This is a genomic window from Thalassotalea algicola, assembly GCF_012932965.1.
In the GTDB taxonomy this organism is placed as follows: domain Bacteria; phylum Pseudomonadota; class Gammaproteobacteria; order Enterobacterales; family Alteromonadaceae; genus Thalassotalea_F; species Thalassotalea_F algicola.
Genome location: NZ_JABBXH010000008.1, coordinates 71686 through 91570 on the forward strand (window position 1 = coordinate 71686; position 19885 = coordinate 91570).

Consider the following 19885-nt stretch of genomic DNA (forward strand, 5'->3'; position numbering starts at 1 on the left):
GATGGGATAACTGGCTTGCTGGGAGATTTAAACGGGATAGAGCAGGTGACTGGCTAAAAACCAGTCAAAAAACTACTAATATAAGGCAATGATATTTATATGTTTTTATCAGTTGATTAATCACTAAAAAGCGAGGCATTATAGGTAAAGTTGCAATTAACCTCTGGCTAAATTCATAATGCACCCAAACATAAAGGGTAGTATTTATTATGTTTAAAACCTTCATCGATAATTTACCGTCGCGCTACTTTTGGTTAGCCAACGTATTGTTCTGGTTGTTGCTAAACTCTATGGCCGCTACTAATAGCTACCGAATGAGTTTGCACTTTAATCGCCCAGTAGAGTGGCTAGACGTTTGGCTAGAGTATTTACCGTGGTGGGGCAATTGGGCGCTTATCGCGCCTTTAGTGATCGCCAGCACGCAAATAATCTCACTAGAAACAGATAAACTATTTTCGTTTGTGCTTAAAACTATTGGGGTGATGCTGTTTTTCTTCAGCTTTTACTGGGGACTAACGATTATCGAAGTGGCATTGATTGCTAATGGTTACGTGAATATTCAAGTATTGGAAGAATCTGTCGCCCAATTATTGCTAAGCCCATTGCATATGGATTTATTAGTTTATCTGGCTGTATTGTGTTCAGGTTATTCGTTTACTTATTACAAGCGCTCTAGGCAGCAAACAATACGTAATAAAGAATTAAGTGAGCAGCTTTTACAAGTAGAATTACAGTCTTTGAAGTCTCAACTAAATCCTCACTTTTTATTTAATACGCTAAATACTATTGCTAGCCTCATTAGATTAGATGACAAACGACACGCAATTAAAGCGTTGAGTGAGTTGAGTTTTATGTTGAGAAAGGTGCTGGAGAATCAACGTCATCAACTGATCTCGCTTGAACAAGAAGTCGAATTTATTCAAAGTTATCTTACTATTCAAAAAATGCGTTTTTCTCATAAATTAAAAACCTCGGTAAATATTGATAATGAATGCTTGCCTTTGGAAGTGCCGTTTATGCTGTTACAACCATTAGTTGAGAATGCAGTACAGCATGGCTCTCAGCTTGAAAGTGATGAAAATGAGCTGAAGCTTTCTATTTACTGTAGAGATAATTATCTACACGTAAAATTAATTAATAAAATCCCTGAAAAAGACGAACATAAAGGGTTTGGAATAGGTTTAAGTAATTGCCGTAAAAGGCTCGAGAAACTATTTGAACTAGATTTCCAACTTGTCTTAACCCCCTTGGAAAGTGGGTATTTTGAAACTTACCTTTGTATGCCGATAGGAGTATTGGATGCTTAATGTACTAGTCGCTGATGATGAGCCGTTAGCCAGAGAAACCATAAAATTATTATTAAAAGATCAAAAGGATATAGGCCATGTGCTTGAAGCGCAGGATGGTAACCAAGTGCTTGAAGTATTTAAGGAAACCAAACCAGATTTGGTGTTTCTTGATATCCAAATGCCCGGAAAAACAGGTATAGAGTTAGCTGAACAATTGCCATCAGAAACCGTCATTATCTTTGCAACAGCCTATGATCAATATGCCATTACTGCGTTTGAGTTAAACGCTATTGGCTATCTGCTTAAGCCTTTCGACGATGATAAATTTTATGCGGCGTTGGACAAAGCGAGAAAGCAAATTGCCAGTAAGTCATCGACTGATTTCAAAAAAGTCGGACAACTTATTCAGCATATGGTTGATGAGCAAGATAGGCCGTTTAAAAGTCGATTAGTTGTGAAAGATCCAGGTCGTATACGTTTAGTGGATGTCGAACAAATAAACTATATTGCTGGTGCAGGAAATTACGCCGAAGTACATTTATTTGATGTTAATCCCGTTTTACATCGAGAAACATTAACCAGCTTGGAAAAGCAATTAGATCCTAAGGTTTTTGTAAGAATCCATCGTTCAACTATTGTTCGAAGAAGTAGTGTTAGCGAACTCAGACCTAATGAAAATGGTGACTATACGGTGATTTTGAAATCTGGTGAGCAATTAACGTTATCAAGAAGAAATAAAGCTAAAATTGACGAATTAATCGGTGATAATTAATTAGAAAGAGAAAAGGTAGAAAAAGAAGGGGGTGAACTTCACCCCCTGTAAAGTCATCGTTGTGTTTTAAGTTGACAGATCAAAACACACTACTACATGCCTCAATGTCATCGGAAATATGGATCCAGAGAGTATTTGAAACTCATATTTATCTTTGACGGTTTCAGTATGGCAACTGCAATTACTTTCAGACAGTGACTTGGGACAAACTGAGTTGATTTTGGGACAAACGGCATAGAACAAGTGAAATAGTGAAATTTTCATACACATTCACGTCATAGTGGCTTAATTTGCTTTAAGTTCGCTCGGCGATATAACTGTCGTAATCAGGCACTGTACGTTCAAAAGGCTCTGCAAATAAGCTTGATGTAATCAACAAATCTGCGCTGGCATTATTACAAGCAACGGGAATGTTCCAAACTGCCGCTAAGCGTAATAACGCTTTTACGTCTGGATCATGAGGTTGGGCTTCTAACGGATCCCAGAAAAAAATGAGCACATCAACCTTTTGTTCTGTAATGAGTGCACCGATTTGCTGGTCACCTCCTAAGGGGCCACTAATGAGGGCATTAACTGCTAACCCTGCCTCTTTCTTTATTAACGCCCCTGTCGTGCCGGTAGCAAAAAGGTTATGCTGAGCTAGCTGATGTTGATATTTATGGCACCATTTGATTAAGCTTGGCTTCATATTATCGTGTGCAACTAAAGCAATCGATTTGGTTTTATTTGAATTGATGGTTTTGAATTGCATAGGCTAAACTCCTTATAACTATAAAAATATACCCTGTCTTAAGCAGGATTGCTTATGAAATTCACTATGAAATATAACAGCATAAGTTTTATCAGCTTTATTTGGTAAGTAGTGGGTGATACTGTGGTATCGCTTTAAAGCGATAATTAGTATGCCTTTGCTAAACAATAAAAATAAGATGATAAATGACTAAATTAAATCAAGGCTTTGCACTTAAGCTACTTGACGATACCGAAGCGCCGTCCTCTATGCGTATAGAGTTAATAGAAAAACCTATGCCGACGTTAAGAAAAGGTCAGGTGCTGATCAAAATGTTAGCTGCGCCAGTTAACCCTTCTGACTTGGTGTACTTATTAGGAAAGTACGGCTTGCCTCCCAATGATGGCGCATTTGTCGGATTTGAAGGCTGCGGTATTGTTGTCGATGCCAATGCGGGCTTGTATGGTAAATGGCTGGTCGGTAAACGCGTTGCCGTTTCTGCCCAACCAGGAGAAGACGGCGTGTGGGCAAAGTATGCGGTAACAAAAGCTAATTTTTGCTTACCTCTACGCAATGATATTGCTGATGAGCAAGCAGCGACTATTATCGTAAATCCTTGCACTTCGGTGTGTATGGTTGAGCGAGCAATAGAGCTGGGTGCAAAAACAATTGTTGTTAACGCAGCCGCTAGTCAAGTCGGTAAGGGCGTTATTCGCTATGCTAAGCAATTAGGCATAAAAACCATTGCAACGGTACGTAGTGAGGCCAATGTCGAAGTATTACAGAGATTGGGGGCTGATAAAGTATTATTAACCACTGATGCCGACTACTTTTCATTGCTCAAGGAGACTTGCCATGCTCTAAAAGCGACTGTATTACTAGACGCTGTTGCCTGTGACGATACACCGACGGTGTTAAAAGCAATGCCAAACCACTCAACGGCGATAATTTATGGCCGTTTAACAGAAACCCATGATCCGCTAGGTGGGTTATTTAGTGTTGCAGACGTTATATTTAGAGATATTCGTATTGAAGGTTTCTGGCTTGCCACTTATATTGGGAAAGCTAAACCGTGGCAGGTTTACCGCTTAAGCAAGAAAGTACAGAAATTATTTGCTCAAGGCATATTCCAAACTGATATTTATAAAACGGTCGGTTTTAACGATTTTTATCAGGCAATTGATCATTATGCGGACAACAAAAGTGATGGCAAAGTCATTTTAAAGCCGAATTGCTGACAACAATTAATGCCAATACGCGAGTATAATGCCATAGATTAAGAACTGGCTAATGTGATAACCACCATCAATAGCCAGTAGCTTAAGAGACTTGTTAGAAAATTGATAATTGATGGCAAAGCTGGTGCCGATAAAGGCAAAACCAACCAGTAAAGCATAATGCATAGCCATTAATATATCTGGCTTTGGACCTAACAAAATTGAAAAGCCATAGGCGGCAACTAAGGCAAATAAAAACGATAAACCAAATACTTGTGCAGGGTGACCAGCTTGCTTTTCATCGTAACCTGACTCTTTGATCCAAACTTTGCCAAAAAGTAACGGTGAATACCATAAACCACCAAGTAGAAAGCTTGAAATGGCCGAGGCGATTACTGCAAAAACATTTATTTCATTTAACATATTCTATGTTGCAAAATTGTAAATTAACTTTAAAGATAGTCGCTAACTTGTTGTCTCGTCAATGTTTGTTGATAAATGCATTTATAGAAGCCGTTGTGCTGAAAATTTCACTATCCAAAAAGTGAATATACGGTAAAATCATCATAAAAAAAGCCCTACCTAATTGAATGAAAATTCTACATACATCAGATTGGCATTTAGGCCGACAGTTTCATAATGTTTCTTTGCTTGAAGATCAACAAGCGGTTATCGAACAGTTAATTCAATTCATTAAAAAGAATCCAGTTGATGTGGTGTTAGTAGCAGGTGATATTTATGATCGCTCTGTACCACCAACCGCTGCTATTGAGTTGTTAAATAGTGTAGTAAAGCGTATTTGCAATGAACTGAATACGCCGATGATTTTTATCTCAGGTAATCATGATGGCGCTGAGCGATTGGGCTTTGGTGCTAAACAAATGAAAAGTGCTGGTTTACATATCATCAGTAACTTTGATGATATGTTAACCCCTGTGGTTATTGATACAGAAACTGCAGGAGAGGTGGCTTTTTATGGCATGCCATATAACGATCCTGAGCAAGTTCGCTTTTCATTCAAAGCACAAGTGTCGACTCATAATGAAGCCCATCAGCTATTGGCTGGAAAAATAACTGAGCAATTTAACGCAAGCCAACGTAATGTGCTTATTAGTCATTGTTTCGTTGATGGCGCCATTGAGTCCGACTCAGAACGTCCGCTTTCTATTGGTGGCTCTGATCGTGTTAGCCATGAGCATTTTCTCCATTTTGACTATGTGGCGCTAGGCCATTTACATCAGCCCCAGAAAAAAGGTGAAGATTACATTCGTTATTCTGGCTCGCTAATGAAGTACAGTTTTGGCGAACAACATCAGAAAAAAGGCTTTACCTTGGTTGAGCTTGACCACAATGGTTTTGTCAGTGCTGAACACGTTGAATTAACTGCCCCTCACGAAATGCGTATTCTTGAAGGCAAATTAGCGCAAGTGATCGAGCAAGGTAAAACCGATCCGAAAAATGAAGATTACTTATTGGTTAGACTACAAGACAAACACGCCATTTTAAACCCAATGGAGAAGTTGCGCTCCGTATATCCGAATGTGCTGCATATTGAAAAGCCTGGTATGCTTATCGGTGTTGAACAAGAGCTTGCGCAGGCAAAGCTATCTAGAAGTGAAGTTGATATGTTTAAAGACTTTTTCATCGAAGCACAAGACAGTGAGCTTTCAACAGAACAAGAGCAAGCGATAAGCGATATCGTCAAGCAACTTTCAGCCTCATCTCAGAAAAAAGTTAAAAACTAGGCCAGCAAATGAAACCAATAAAGTTAATTATGCAGGCGTTTGGGCCATTTGCGAAAACAGAAACCATTGAATTTAACAAACTAGGTTCTAATCCACTTTTTTTAATCAATGGCCCTACCGGCTCAGGAAAAACGTCTATATTGGATGCTATTTGTTTTGCTTTATATGGCGAAACAACTGGAGATGAACGTCAAGGCGTACAGATGCGTTGTGATATGGCTGATGCATCACTTGCCACAGAAGTGACCTTAGAGTTTTCGCTTCATGACAAACGATTTCGTGTAACGCGCTCGCCGGAGCAAGAAGCGCCCAAAGCACGTGGAGAAGGCACTACAACGCGTAAACATACTGCGGCTCTTTATGATATTACCGAAGAAGAGTCGCTTGTCACTAGTAAAACCGCTTTAGTTAAAACGGAAGTAGCTAACATTATTGGTTTGAATGAATCGCAATTTAGGCAAGTGATGGTCTTGCCGCAAGGTAAGTTTCGTGAGCTGTTATTAGCGACATCGAAAGAGCGAGAAGAGATTTTTGGTCAGCTCTTCCAAACCGATATCTATAAAAAAATTGAATTTGCGCTTAAAGACAAGGCGAGTGCTATTAGCAGGGCAAAAGATGAGTTTGATAACCAAATCAAAGGTGCATTGCAAGTTGCTGGTGTTGCTTCAGAAGCAGGTTTAAATGAACTGCGCGACACCTTGTTTAAACAATTTGAATTAAGTGAAAAACAAGAGCGGCAATCACTTCTTACGCTAAATCAATTAAAAACAGACCTGCATAAAGCACAAGTACTCAGTGGTGAATTTAGCAAGAAAATAAATGCCGAGCGAGAATTAGGTCAGCACTTACAAGGCGAAGCTGATAATAAAGCGCGCCAGCAGCAGCTTAACAATGCCAATAGTGCGAGAAAACTAGAGCTACCGTATTCGAGCTGGCAAACTGCCAAAAATCACAGTCAAGAACTTACACAAAAAGTAGTCACTTTAAGTGAGCAATTGACTCACGCAAAAGAGGTTGAAAAAAGCCAACAAGCTAAATTGGAGCACGCAAAACAACAGGCTACGCAAGTGCCACGACTAACCGAAAAACAGTATGCGCTTGAAGGTATGAAAAGCAAGCTTGTCGAAAAAAGTGAGTTGCAAAAGGCAATTGACACGGGACTTAAACAACAAGTAGAGGATGACGTAACACTTAAAAAGTTTATCGCTCATAAAGACAAGCTGGCCATAGATGCTCAACAAGGGCAGCAAGCACTAGAGCAAGTACGAATTGATGTCGCATCAATTTCAGGTATTGATGCTGAAATAAAAGCTAAAACCCGATTAGTACAGGACTTACAAAAACTTGCTGGCGTCCAGCAAGAGCTTTTAAAGTTGGAGAGCATTACGGCGAGTAAAGTAAGTGATGTAAATCAAGCGCAATATAACTTTTCACAACAACAGCAAGCGGCTAATACCTTAGAATTGAACTGGCACAATGCTCAGGCTGCTATTCTCGCTCAGCGTCTTGAATTAGGCGTGGCGTGTCCTGTCTGTGGTAGTCATGAGCATCCTCTACCTGCACAGTTTGTTGGCGATGCGGTGACGAAAGAACAAGTGCAGCATGCGCGTGAACAAGAGGCTACGACGCAAGCGATATTTAATCAGTTAAACAGTCAGCTAGAACAACATAATGTGATTGCCGCTCAATATCAGCAGCAAATTAGTCAACTTATTAGTGAATTGGGTGTGAATGCTGAAAGAGATTTAAATGAATTACACGCTGCAATAGCGCAGCAAACACAGCATTTAAAAAATTTACAATCCATTGATATTACAAAGGCAGAACAAAGCGTAATTGAGCTTAATCAGAGATGTGTAGTAGGCGAATCAAAAATAAATGAACTACATAATCAAATAGCGGCTCATAATTCCACCATTGCTGCTAATCAAAATCAACTAGCCAACCTAAATGCAACGCTTGATGAAAAATACACATCCTTGACTGTACTTGAGACAGAAATAGCAGCCTTACAAAAACAAATTTTCGAGTTAACTAGTGGTTTGGAAGCTGCTCAACATCAATTGCAGAAAGCACAAGTTGCTGGTTCTAAAGTGGAAAGTGAATATGCTACCCACCAAGCTTTATTACAACAGGCTAATGACAAGTTAGGGCAGCTAACAGTTGACTGGCAGAGTGTGTTACAAGCAAGTAATTTCACTGATGAAGCACACTTTTTACAATGCAAAGTAAGTGAGCAAGCGCTGCAAGTTTGGCAACAGGAAATTGAATTATTTAAGCAAACACAAATCAAACTTGAACAAACATTGGCTGATGTAAATAGTGCATTACAAGACAAAGAAAAGCCAAATTTAGACTCAATAAATGACAAGCTCAATGTTCAACAACAAGCATATGACCAGATCAAAGCGGAGCTAGACAATACCCGCTCTCTATTTGAAGGGGTAGAAAATGTAAGTAGCAAAATCACCCAACTTCACGAAAAAAACACTAAGCTCGAAGAAGAATATAAAGTGTACGGTACCTTGTACGATGTCGCCAGTGGTAAAACTGGCAGCCGGATTAGCTTACATCGCTTTGTACTCGGCGTGTTGTTAGATGATGTGTTAATTCAGGCATCTCAACGACTCAGTTTGATGAGTAAAGGGCGCTATATTCTTGAACGTAAAACTGAAGGTTTTAAAGGCGCGGCAGGTCGCGGGTTAGATTTGGTGGTAGAAGATGGCTATACAGGTAAAACGCGAGATGTGGCAACACTTTCTGGTGGCGAATCATTTATGGCTGCTCTGGCATTAGCACTAGGGTTATCTGATGTTGTACAGTCGTACAGTGGTGGCATTCATTTAGATACTCTATTTATTGATGAAGGCTTCGGGAGTCTAGATCCTGAATCATTAGATCTTGCTGTTCAAACCTTAGTGGATTTACAGCAATCCGGTCGTATGATTGGTATCATTTCTCATGTTTCTGAATTAAAAGAGCAAATGGCACAGCGTATCGATGTTAGTCCATCTCGCTCTGGTTCGACAGTGTCATTGCAATCTCAATCGGCATTGGCTGGATAAAATAACGTTAACGTGACAGCGTTTCGCGAACAAATATGTGATGTTTATAGGCCTGTATTTGTTTCTGTAATGGCGATGATAAGCTTTTATCATTGGTTACGAGTAAAAAGTGTGAGTAAAATCAGCGCTTAACTGAGGAGCTTACATGGAAATTTGGATTGCATTTACCTTGCTTGCTGCATTCATGCAGGCCATTCGCACAGCAGGACAAAAGCAACTTTCGGCCCAATTATCGTCGCTTGCAACCGCAGGTGTTCGCTACATTTTCGCGCTACCTTTTGCTTGGGGTTATCTTTACTGGATGACAGAGCGCTACGATGTGGCGATCCCAACACTCAATGCAACGTTTATTGAATATGCTTCAATAGCAAGTGTTTCGCAACTTATTGGTACCGCTTGCCTAGTAGCAGCTTTTAGTTACCGAAATTTTGCTGTGGCAACGAGCCTAGCGAAAACTGAAGCGATTCAGGTAGCAATTATCGGCGCTGTATTTTTTGGCGCTTCGTTAAGTGTGTTTGGTTGGTTTTCTGTGATCATTGGTATGATAGGTGTCCTGCTATTATCTAAAGTTAAGTTTCGATTAAAAGATATTGTTAATAATCCAGGTGCTGCTTATGGCTTAGCATCGGGGTTAGGGCTAGCGATTACAACTTCCTTGATACGTGAAGCAAGCTTAGCGTTAAATACCCATTTAATGGTAAGTGCAGCTATTACTTTGGTTTTCTTAATTACCGCACAATCTATACTAGCTGCCGCTTATTTATTGATTAGAGATATAGGTCAGTTTCAGAAAATGATCCTTCATTGGCGATTAGCTTTGTTTGTCGGTATTACTAGTGTGTTAGGTTCAATCGGTTGGTTTACAGCTGCAAGTTATCAAACAGCGGCTTATGTAAAAGCACTTGGTCAGATAGAGTTTTTCTTTACGTTAATCTTGACTTATCGGGTATTCAAAGAAAAAGTAACTTTTATTGAAATAATCGGTATGGCTATGGTCATTCTTAGTGTCATTGTCCTGTTGTTATGGGCGTAAGCTTGCTAAAATTGATGGCAATTTTTCAAAGTGAACAATCGAACAATGCAAATTTCAAAAGATAAAGTGGTTCAGTTTCATTACACCATAAAAGATGAAGCTGGCGAGCAAGTGGATACTTCAACAACGGGTGACCCGATGGCTTACTTGCATGGTCACAATAATATGATCGTTGGCGTCGAAAGCGCATTAGAGGGCAAAACTAAAGGAGATAAATTTTCTGTAGTGGTTGAGCCAAAAGACGGTTACGGTGAGCGCCAAGACGATGCCATTCAACGTATTCCGACTAAGCATTTACAAGGTGCTAAAAATTGGAAGCCTGGTATGGTTGCAGTAGTGCACACTGAGCAAGGTCAACGCCAAGTTACCGTGCTAAAAGTAGGGCGTTTTATGGTGACGTGTGATTTAAACCCACCACTTGCGGGTAAAACGTTAGACTTTGATATCGAAGTGGTAGACGTGCGAGATGCGACTGAAGAAGAAGTTAGTCATGGCCACGCTCATGGCGTAGGCGGACATCAGCATTAGCCCAATTTTTCAATATTAAAAGCCAGCATTAACGCTGGCTTTTTTGTAGATAAACAGGAGTACTTTACGTTATTGAAAGTCTTGTGATTCAAAGTAAAGGTCTTGATGAAAGTCGAAGCCGAGTATATCTGTAAATTGACTCAGTCGCTGTCCTTTTTGGGTTGTAATTTTACCCTTAAGTCGACTGCCGCTTTGAGTAAGCCATACTAAATGATCAAAACTTTGACTCTGATTTATTTGATGGATTGCTAACCAATTTTTAGGTGAGATATTAATGAGTTCATAATGCCCATTGGTATTTTCCTTATTGTCGCTACTTAAATCTCGCTGGTAAATAAGCGTAACCATATTAAAAGTAACGTCAGGTAATACTGGCTTTCCACCACGCTCGAAATGTCCCTGAAACACAGTTGCGTTAAATTGTTTTAATTGTCCATTTTGCAACTTTTCTAAATCAAATTTTTCTGGCAATAAACTAATCAATTGACTGTTTTTTAATAATATTTCTACTTTTTCAGTGTATTTTTCATCAACTGTTGCAGTGAAAATAATCTGATGTTCGTGCATAGAATTATGCAATGGCATATGTGAAGCAATCAGTTGATTGTCAATTGCTACTAATGCCATTCCATGTGTGCCGTATGAATTATGGTGCTTATGCTCGGCATAGATCGACGGGGCAAATAAGCAAATTGTGATGGTAAAAAAAATCAGTTTTAGCTGAGCAGTCATTTAAAGGCTTCCTAAGTATTTTGCAGAGGGTGAAGATCTTAATGAACTTATGAGTGAAAATCGTTTATGATTTTATGAAATCATTTCCTAACTGGAAATGTTTGCCGCATTCATACTTGATAAGGACAAACCGTGCTGTGGAAATAAGAGATTTAGAAAAGTTTATCTTGCTGGCTGAAGTGGAAAATATGCAAATTGCCGCTCAGCAATTAGATACGACCCCTAGTGCAATATCAAAGGCATTGAAAAGGCTTGAATTATCGATTGGCTGTTCCTTGTTTCAACGTATTGGCCGCCATATCAAGCTCAATGAACAAGGGCGCGTTTTATTGCCTAGAGCTGTAGAGATCACACAGAATGCGTTAGATGTTAAAGCGATGTTGACTGGTATTAATAAACAGCGATTAACAATAATAGGCCCTTCTATTTTGCTGAGTCGCTGGGCAAGCGTTATTGCTAGAAATGCTAATTCAAACCTTGCCACTACTGAAATGCTTTTCGACACTGCCTATGAGCAAAAAGCCCTAAATGCTGTACTAAACGGCAATGCTGATATCGGCTTAGTTACTACTGAACTAATTAATAAACTCCCAATGAACCTCGCTTCTACATCGTTAGGAAAAATGGATATGGTTGTTGCAGCAGGCGCCAATAATAAATTAATAGATAAAAGGGCAATCTATACAGCTGAGCTTAAAAGTCAGCAATTTGTTGTACCACAACGGTCACCATTTTGCGGAGAAGAACGAGGTAAAGGTTGTGACGGTTGGCACTCGAAGCTCTTTACTCGCAAAATGCCGGTAGTTGTTAATGACTTTAATGTGACAGTGCAATTAATTAAAAGTGGTTTATATTTGGGGTATGTCCCTAGTTTTTGGGCGAGAGAACATCAATTAAATATATTGAACGTTATAGATTTACCTAAAGTAGAAGAAGAAGTCTTGCTTATTAGTTGGCAACAGTCTTTGCTTGAATCTTTAGTGTATTAAGTATAAATTGTGTGAATATTAATTCACATTATGATTTTCACCGTGCTTTTGGCCATTTTCTGGAGGCTAAATTGAGCACCATATAATCCCGATTAAAATAATAAACTGCTTATAGGAGCATCATGAAAACCTTTATTCAATCTATATCTCTAACCGCATTGGCAGTAGCAATATCGACGAATGCATTTGCTAATACACAAGTTATTCATGCGGGTAAGCTTTTGGCAGTCCCCGGGGAAAAGCCGTTAACAAAACATACTGTTGTAATAAAGAACGGTAAAATCTCTGAGGTTAAGAAAGGCTTTATTGCTGCGCAGCGCTTTGGTGAAGATGCGACGTTGATTGATTTATCAAAAAGCTTTGTTATGCCCGGTATGATGGATATGCATGTGCATCTGCACGGAGAACTTGGACCAAATAATAATAAAGAGACAGTTCAGATGTCTGATGCTGATGTTGCTATGAAGAGTGTTTATTTTGCTAAGAAAACACTGATGGCAGGTTTTACCACTGTCCGTGATTTAGGTAATCAACCAGAGCAAATGAATGCCTTGAGAGACGGCATTAAAAGAGGGTGGATAGTCGGCCCAAGAGTAATCGCAGGTACTGCTGTATCCGTTACTGGTGGTCATATGGATGTTGATGGCATGGCGCCTGATTTATTGAAACTAAAAACACCTGAAACACTATGTGATGGTCCTTATGAGTGTCGTAAGGCTGTGCGATATGCTATTAAATATGGTGCAGATGTCATTAAAATTGCTTCTACAGGTGGCGTTTTATCAGACACAAATACAGGTACTGGCCAGCAAATGGCTGATGATGAATTGAAAGAGATAGTTGATGCGGCACATGTGTTAGGGCGAAAAGTTACCAGCCATGCTCATGCGGCAGAAGGCATTAACGCGGCATTAAGAGCGGGTGTCGATAGTATAGAACATGGCAGTTATGCCAATGAGGAAAGCGTCAAACTCTTCAAAAAACATGGGGCTTATTTGGTACCAACGCTGTTGGCTGGCGATACTGTCGTCAATATGGCGAAGACGTCTAACTTTATGTCAGCAGACGTGAAAGCAAAAGCTATTCGTGTAGGTGCAGATATGCTGGATAACTTCAAGCGCTCGTACGACGCAGGCGTAAAGATAGCGTATGGTACAGACAGCGGTGTTTCCAAACATGGTACTAATGCTAGAGAAGCCGTATTAATGCATAATGCAGGTATGTCTGCAGCTGATGTTTTAAAATCTGCAACGGTTAATGCAGCAGATCTTGCTGGGATGAGCAGCCATCTAGGGACAATAGAGCAAGGAAAACTGGCTGATATTATTGCTACTGATGGCAGTCCATTAAGTAATATTGAAGAATTACTTGATGTTGATTTTGTCATGAAAGGTGGCAAAGTTTTCAAACAGTAGTTGAACTATTGCTAGAGCCAAGTCTTATTTTACAAAGCTTGGCTTTTTTATTTAACGTCCTCGAGTAAAAAGCCCTGTCGTCAACCCTACACCAATTAATATGCAGCAGCTTCCTGCAATAATGCTGGTGTTAATTTCTTCATTCAAAAATAGATAGCCCCATAGTAATCCAAACATTGGAATTAGGTAGGTGACAGAAATAGCTTTAGTTGGGCCGACATCGGTTATCAATCGGAAAAACAAAATATAGGCAATACCAGTACAAAATATGCCTAAGGCAATGACTGAAAGTATCGCATCAGTTGAGGGTAATGTTTCCGGTAAGTAGTATAGGCCGATAGGCAATAGCAAAATAGTAGCGCTTATCTGACTACCAGCGGCAAGCACTAATGGTTTTAAGTCATTTAAATATAGTTTGGTAAAGTTGGCAGCAATGGCATAGCAAAATGTAGCGCCTAGCACCGCTAAGGTTGGTAATAGAACATTTTCACTGCCACTACTAATTTTTCCAGACATTAATATATATACACCGGCAAAGCCAAGCATTAAGCCAATCATTGCAGGTAATGAAATGCGATCTTTTAACCAGAAAAAAGCAACAATAGCGCCGAAGATAGGGGTTGTACCATTTAACACCGAAGTGACACCGGCTGACAGATAAAGTACGGCATAACCAAATAATACAAATGGAATAGCAGTGTTTAAGGAGCCCATTATAAAAATCTTCAGCCATCGACCCGATAGTTGGCCATGTTGCTTTTTCATGATCATCATCGGAGTCAAAAACAAACTAGCAATTAACGTTCGAAGCGCCATAAATAATATTGCGCCAAACTCTGGGCTGCCAATTCGCATAAAAAGAAAAGACGCGCCCCATAACGCTGCTAAGGTAACAAGCTCGATAATGGATTTAGTTGGCATATATACGAACTTAAACTGGCTTTATCGACATGACTTTTACTTTGCTACGAGAGGTGTAAGTAAAAGAAATATTAAAATCAAATAGATGAACTCCGTAGGTTTTATCATCGGGTTTATGGTGCTTATATGCTGGTCTAGGATCTTGTGCTAAAACTTGTTCTATTAACAATTTCACTTCATCTGCCTGATTAGCCAATACCTCATCTGCTTGTTCACTAAATAACACGGTTAATAGCTCTTCCGGTGCCTTATCTGCATAGTCAGAATTCGCATCTATAACCGCATCTGAGTAGGCTATATACGGTTTTATATCGACAATAGGTGTTTGATCTACTAAGTCAAAACCAGAGATTTTAATGCGAACACTGCGATCATTTACCTCGACTCCTTCGAGTTTAACTACCGACATTCCGATACCATTAGGCCTAAACGTTGAACGAGTTGCTAGGACTCCTAACTTTTGATTACCACCTAAACGCGGCGGCTTAACCTTTGCTTTCCATCCATGCGGTATCGTTTGATGAAACATAAAAATTAGCCAAATATGGCTAAATTTATTTAGCCCATCGACCATGTCGATAGCTTCAAGTGTTTTATCTAATTCGATATAGCCAGTGGCTGCTGTCGCTAAACCAGGCTGACGCGGGATGCCGAACTTCTCTTTGTAAGGAGAAACTACGTTTCCTATCGATTTTACGGTAAATAATTCGGCCATATTATTCTTGTTCTATTTGATATGCTTTACCATAGCACACAATCATTGCGTGGCATTGTTTAGTGCTAATTTCCGCACAACCAGAAAACACAATGCCATTGGCGCCTAATTGATAGGCGTTACGCCGTGCTTGAGTTCGCGCTTCAATTTTATTTGGCATTGCTAAATGAGGTTTAGCTTGACAGTTTTCACCTTCAACCATACCTATTAGCTGATGTTTACTGGCAATATCTTTCTCGTGGGCATAAATAGTGACTTGTCCGGGAGAAAAATAATGTTCAAAATTTTCTTTATCGAGATTGGTTTTAACCGTACTAATTTGGGCGCAGCTTGAAACTAATAAAGCGAAGCCGATAAAAGTCGCGGCATTAAAATAACGTGTTTTTTTTAACATCAAATTAGGTTCTTATCGATTGCTCACCGAATTAGGTGTTTGGCCTTGAATCCAGTAATTAAATAATTGTTCAAGTTTACCACTTTGTTTCTTCATTTCGAGCCAATTTCTCATAAACAACTCAAATGCTTGATCATTTTCATTTATTGGAAAAGCCATGTTTATTGGTGGCTGCTTTGGTGTAGGTACTACAACTGTGTAATTTGGATAAAGCAGTGACCACCCAGAGGCAGCAGCAGCGCCAAACAACATAGCGTCTATATGCTGATATTCTTCCCTAAAAAATAAACGCGGTGTTGAAATTTCCCAAGCCCTTCCGTTAACAAAATGGCGCTGAATTTCATCTTTATAAAAGAAAGTTTCAGGTACACCTATCGTTAAGTCTGATCGTGAAATAATCTCTTGCCAGTGTGTAAACTCAGCGCGGCGGTTATTTTTTACTAAAAAGCCGACAGTTTGCTCGCTATAAGGAATGGTTAATGTGAATCGCTGCATATTATCTGGAATGACAGGTACACCCGATGTCATATCTAAATAACCAGAGCCAAGCATAGGCTCAGCTTGAGCATGCAAAATTCGGACAAACTCTATTTCTACATTGAGATCAGATGCCAACATGTGAATGATTTCGATATCAAAACCTACTAGCTCTCCTTTGTTGTTATGAAAAGCGTAAGGTAGATCATCGATAAAGTAGCCAACACGAATAAAGCCACGTTGCTTAATACGTGTAAGTACATCTAATGATGAGTAATTTGATGCTAAGTGTTGAGCGGGCGAAGTTAGATTTTTATGCTTAACTTGCTCAAATAATAAAGAGCGTTCAATGAATTTGTCATAGCCTTTATATTGAAGCCCTAAATGGCTCAAGCTAAGGTGTAATATATAAAATAAAGCAACAGACAATATGGGAAGAATCACTGAATTACGTTTAACATATGCTGGCTTTATCGTTAAAGACTTTGTAATGCTTGCGGCAATCAATAAAACAAAACTGATAGTAAAACTTACTGAAAGTAACGCCCCTAATCGACCGACAATAATGTTTTCCGCCACCAAAAATAGCTCAAACATACTACTGGAAACATTAAATAGTTCGAGCAGGGCTGGCATAGCGACCGTAGTTGAACTAAACAGTTGCGGTATCCCTAAAAAGAATAGTTTGAAATACTCTTGAGAGCCTATATAGGCGCCTGAAAACCAAGCAGAAAATAGTACAAACAATAACCCGAGTAATTTTCCACCTACAGGTAAACTAAAGGTTATCGGCACAATTATGCCTGGCACTTTTTCTGTGTCTTTATTGCTAGCTGGTAAACTAGCCAATGTTTCTTTTGTTTTTTCAACAATTAGTGGGATAACGGCAAAAAAGCTACCTGTAGCAAATGCAGTTATCATCGCTTCTCGGCAAACCACCAATATATGACGGTATTTAAACGGAGTTACCGTTGCGACTATGACAGGAAACACAACTAGCGCGAGCAATAGTACGAGTATAATTGCGCCAAGTACGTAAACAATGAGCCCTTCAATTTGACTGACATCTATCGTTGCCGCTGCTCTATAACCGATACAAAATACACCTATAGGGGCAAACCTCATTACAATAGCGCTAATATTTGCAAGCGCGGTTTGCAAGTTAGCTAATACGGACAATGTATGGTGTTTTGCTTTGACCTTCATTAAGCCAATACCAACAAATATGCTAAAGACTACAACTGACGGAATGACGGCATTAGCGAAGGCATTAAATGGATTTGATGGGATAAATAACGCGATTAAATCAAACTCTACTTCTGTTTTAATCGTACTCGCGCTATAAAACGAAGCATTATGCCAATTAGGGAAAGCGATAGTTGTAAGCAACACTAATAGCAAACTTACTAAGGTTAATATTAATAATATCAGTAAGCTAGTTTTAACGGTCGCTCTTGCTTTATCAGGACTAAGTGAGCCAATTCCAACCATTAATGACAAGGCAATATAGGGTAATGCTGTCATTTGTAATAACATTACAAAGCCGTCAGCTATACTATCAATTCCAGGAAACATGTGAATTTGAGTGCCTAGGATTATACCTAGTGTCATAGCGACAATGATTTTGATTGATTGGGGCAAATTCTTTAACAATTTATAAATTATCCATTTAATACCGTCAATAAGAGTATACCCCTGCCCAATGCTTAAACAAGAAAGTTAATTAAGAAAGCCATTATAGAGGTTACATATATTGTCGAGCTGGTTAGTGTCTCTCACGAACCAATAAAATAGTACTTAGTATTATCTGCTTACTATTGGTTGGAAACGATAGTTTAAAATATCAAGGAAGCTGCCTGTGCAGTTTTAATACTTCATACCAAGCATTATGTTCATTAAGTGCAAAAACAATAAGTGTGTCGTCTGTGGCTAGTGTAAGCTTAACATCGACAAAGTTGTCATTAGCCATAGAGTACATTTTGGCTGACCAATGGAAATTGTGCTCTGCGTTATTATCAGAATTCGCTGTGATTTGGTTTATTACCGTAAGACCATTTGCCTTGATATTATTTTTATGATCAAAGACCACAGCTTCACCTACGTTGTTAGTAAAGTTGATCTGTATCCACGCCGGCTTTTCACTATGCTTCCAACTTCCCGAAATATCTAGAGCGGTATGATAAGCAACACTTTTTGTAATGCTTAGTACGTAAATACACAGTGGTAATAGCAAATATTTTACTAGTTTGTCCATTAGCGCTTCCTGCCAAACGAATGAATTATAACGTTTGATACGAATATTATAATGAAATAGACAATGTATTGGCCTAGCAGAAATATTGACAGTTTGGGCCAAAAGGGCGTTTCTTCGCTAAAAAATGATAAGGCAAACATTGCAGGGGCTGCAATTATTTCATAGCCAGGCAGCGACATTGGCACCATGGTGTAATTATAAATAAAGGCTAGCAACCCTAAGACTACGCCAGTCCATGCCCACTTAGCGGAAAATTTGACTCTAGTTTTGTTAAACATGTGCGATGTTTGTTAATGATCTAGTTAAATGATATTGGGGATTTGTTAAAACTTTCAATGGACAACATGCTAATTATTTTTATTGCGCTAAAGCGTTCGCAATTAGCGTTCAAAGTAAACCTGCGAATATAAAAAAGGCACCATTAAGTGCCTTCAATAATTTGAATACGGAAATACGGAAATACGTAATTACTTAGATTTAGCTGCAGCCTTTTGGGCTTCAATGCGAGATTTTTTCAGCTCTCGACGTTGAACTAAAGCTTTAGCTGCTTCAGAGCCAACATGTGTTTCACCACGCTGTTTCGCTAATTCCATTTGGCGTTCTCGCTCTGCATAACGTGCGCGTTGTTCTTCGGTAGTTTTGTCGAAACAATGATGACAACTAACACCTTTTTGATATTGTGGCTTCTCTTTGTCTTCTTCTAATATTGGCATACGACACGCGTGACATTGGTCATATTTTCCAGCTTGAAGGTCGTGATCTACAGTTACGCGATCGTCAAAAACAAAGCACTCACCTTTCCACATAGTGTCTTCTTTAGGTACATCTTCCAAGTATTGTAAGATACCGCCGTCTAAATGGTAGACTTCTTCAAAGCCTTGTTCTTTCATATAAGCTGTAGACTTTTCGCAGCGAATACCTCCGGTACAAAACATTGCCACTTTTTTATGCTTTTTAGGGTCCATGTTTTTTTCAGCCCAAGCAGGAAATTCTCGGAAAGTAGTCGTGTTAGGGTCTACGGCATTTTCGAATGTGCCTATTTCTATTTCGTAGTCGTTACGGGTATCTACAACAAATACTTCAGGATCAGAAATTAGCTCATTCCAATCTTTAGGCTTTACATAGGTACCTACAATATGACGTGGATCGATACCTTCGACACCCATAGTAACGATTTCTTTTTTAAGCTTTACTTTAGTGCGCTTAAATGGCTTTTCTTCTGTATAGGATTCTTTATAAGAAATGTTAGCTAAACGTTCATCTAATTTGAACCAAGCTAATAGGGCATCAATTGCTTCTCTGCTACCGGCAACTGTACCGTTAATACCTTCTTTAGCAATTAACAAGGTACCGCAAATTTGGTTGTCTTCCATTGTTTTTAACAATTTGGGACGAATGCTTTCAAAATCTTCAAGCGCAACGAATTTGTACATTGCACAGACAACGTATTGAGTCATGTTTTTTTTCCTGCTTGCGGGAGCGTAATTCCCGTGCTGTTTCATTATATGCTTAATATTTACTTTCAAATATTCAGTTTGAGAGGTTGTCAATCTGATTATTTGAGGCGCTATTATATTGATCTTGATCGAAAAAGCAAAAAGCGGCTATA

At 39.2% G+C, this 19885-nt stretch carries 18 protein-coding genes; 9 read left to right on the forward strand and 9 right to left on the reverse strand.

Going from position 1 to position 19885, the window contains the following annotated elements; genetic code table 11:
- Positions 1–209 precede the first annotated feature (209 nt).
- Complete coding sequence (locus HII17_RS17805; protein WP_235938933.1) at positions 210–1307, forward strand: sensor histidine kinase; 1098 nt, start codon at positions 210–212, stop codon at positions 1305–1307.
- Positions 1300–2061: a LytR/AlgR family response regulator transcription factor gene (locus HII17_RS17810; protein WP_169076721.1), complete on the forward strand. Its 762-nt coding sequence runs from the start codon at positions 1300–1302 to the stop codon at positions 2059–2061. Before HII17_RS17805 ends, HII17_RS17810 begins: the two co-directional genes overlap by 8 nt.
- Before the next feature lie 295 nt (positions 2062–2356).
- Here HII17_RS17810 and HII17_RS17815 read toward each other — a convergent pair whose 3' ends face one another.
- Positions 2357–2812 carry a methylglyoxal synthase gene (locus HII17_RS17815; RefSeq protein WP_169076722.1) on the reverse strand — a complete coding sequence of 152 codons (456 nt, stop codon included), beginning with the start codon at positions 2810–2812 and terminating at the stop codon, positions 2357–2359.
- Positions 2813–2997: 185 nt separating this feature from the next.
- Between HII17_RS17815 and HII17_RS17820 the strand changes: the two genes are divergently transcribed.
- Entirely contained in the window at positions 2998–4029 is a 1032-nt protein-coding gene (locus HII17_RS17820) for a zinc-binding dehydrogenase (RefSeq protein ID WP_169076723.1), read from the forward strand.
- Positions 4030–4035: 6 nt separating this feature from the next.
- Here HII17_RS17820 and HII17_RS17825 read toward each other — a convergent pair whose 3' ends face one another.
- Entirely contained in the window at positions 4036–4431 is a 396-nt protein-coding gene (locus HII17_RS17825) for a DUF1761 domain-containing protein (RefSeq protein ID WP_169076724.1), read from the reverse strand.
- Positions 4432–4598: 167 nt separating this feature from the next.
- Here HII17_RS17825 and HII17_RS17830 point away from each other — a divergent pair, with 167 nt between their 5' ends.
- From HII17_RS17830 to HII17_RS17845, 4 genes are all read left to right on the forward strand, one after another.
- The gene (locus HII17_RS17830; protein ID WP_169076725.1) at positions 4599–5753 is read left to right on the forward strand and encodes an exonuclease SbcCD subunit D; all 1155 of its coding nucleotides are present in this window, start codon (positions 4599–4601) and stop codon (positions 5751–5753) included.
- A gap of 8 nt (positions 5754–5761) precedes the next feature.
- Positions 5762–8818, forward strand: coding sequence for an AAA family ATPase (locus tag HII17_RS17835; RefSeq protein ID WP_169076726.1), 3057 nt, complete (start codon positions 5762–5764; stop codon positions 8816–8818).
- A 145-nt stretch (positions 8819–8963) separates the two neighbouring features.
- Complete coding sequence (locus tag HII17_RS17840) at positions 8964–9851, forward strand: DMT family transporter (RefSeq protein WP_169076727.1); 888 nt, start codon at positions 8964–8966, stop codon at positions 9849–9851.
- A 45-nt stretch (positions 9852–9896) separates the two neighbouring features.
- Positions 9897–10379, forward strand: coding sequence for an FKBP-type peptidyl-prolyl cis-trans isomerase (locus HII17_RS17845; RefSeq protein WP_169076750.1), 483 nt, complete (start codon positions 9897–9899; stop codon positions 10377–10379).
- 69 nt (positions 10380–10448) lie between these two features.
- Here the strand turns inward: HII17_RS17845 and HII17_RS17850 are convergent, their stop codons facing one another.
- Positions 10449–11111, reverse strand: a complete 663-nt coding sequence (locus tag HII17_RS17850; RefSeq protein ID WP_169076728.1) for a hypothetical protein — start codon at positions 11109–11111, stop codon at positions 10449–10451.
- Positions 11112–11248: 137 nt separating this feature from the next.
- Between HII17_RS17850 and HII17_RS17855 the strand changes: the two genes are divergently transcribed.
- Both HII17_RS17855 and HII17_RS17860 read left to right on the forward strand, forming a co-directional pair.
- Positions 11249–12100, forward strand: a complete 852-nt coding sequence (locus HII17_RS17855) for a LysR family transcriptional regulator (RefSeq protein ID WP_169076729.1) — start codon at positions 11249–11251, stop codon at positions 12098–12100.
- A gap of 122 nt (positions 12101–12222) precedes the next feature.
- Complete coding sequence (locus HII17_RS17860; RefSeq protein WP_169076730.1) at positions 12223–13515, forward strand: metal-dependent hydrolase family protein; 1293 nt, start codon at positions 12223–12225, stop codon at positions 13513–13515.
- A 51-nt stretch (positions 13516–13566) separates the two neighbouring features.
- Here HII17_RS17860 and HII17_RS17865 read toward each other — a convergent pair whose 3' ends face one another.
- From HII17_RS17865 to trhO, 6 genes are all read right to left on the reverse strand, one after another.
- Positions 13567–14436, reverse strand: a complete 870-nt coding sequence (locus HII17_RS17865) for a DMT family transporter (protein ID WP_169076731.1) — start codon at positions 14434–14436, stop codon at positions 13567–13569.
- Between the two features lie 10 nt (positions 14437–14446).
- Entirely contained in the window at positions 14447–15151 is a 705-nt protein-coding gene (gene tsaA, locus HII17_RS17870) for a tRNA (N6-threonylcarbamoyladenosine(37)-N6)-methyltransferase TrmO (RefSeq protein WP_169076732.1), read from the reverse strand.
- A 1-nt stretch (position 15152) separates the two neighbouring features.
- Positions 15153–15545: an Rcs stress response system protein RcsF gene (gene rcsF / locus HII17_RS17875; RefSeq protein WP_169076733.1), complete on the reverse strand. Its 393-nt coding sequence runs from the start codon at positions 15543–15545 to the stop codon at positions 15153–15155.
- Between the two features lie 12 nt (positions 15546–15557).
- Complete coding sequence (locus HII17_RS17880) at positions 15558–17675, reverse strand: cation:dicarboxylate symporter family transporter (RefSeq protein ID WP_169076734.1); 2118 nt, start codon at positions 17673–17675, stop codon at positions 15558–15560.
- 190 nt (positions 17676–17865) lie between these two features.
- Positions 17866–18276, reverse strand: coding sequence for a hypothetical protein (locus HII17_RS17885; protein ID WP_169076735.1), 411 nt, complete (start codon positions 18274–18276; stop codon positions 17866–17868).
- A gap of 467 nt (positions 18277–18743) precedes the next feature.
- Positions 18744–19778, reverse strand: a complete 1035-nt coding sequence (gene trhO / locus HII17_RS17890) for an oxygen-dependent tRNA uridine(34) hydroxylase TrhO (RefSeq protein ID WP_235938937.1) — start codon at positions 19776–19778, stop codon at positions 18744–18746.
- Positions 19779–19885: the final 107 nt, after the last annotated feature.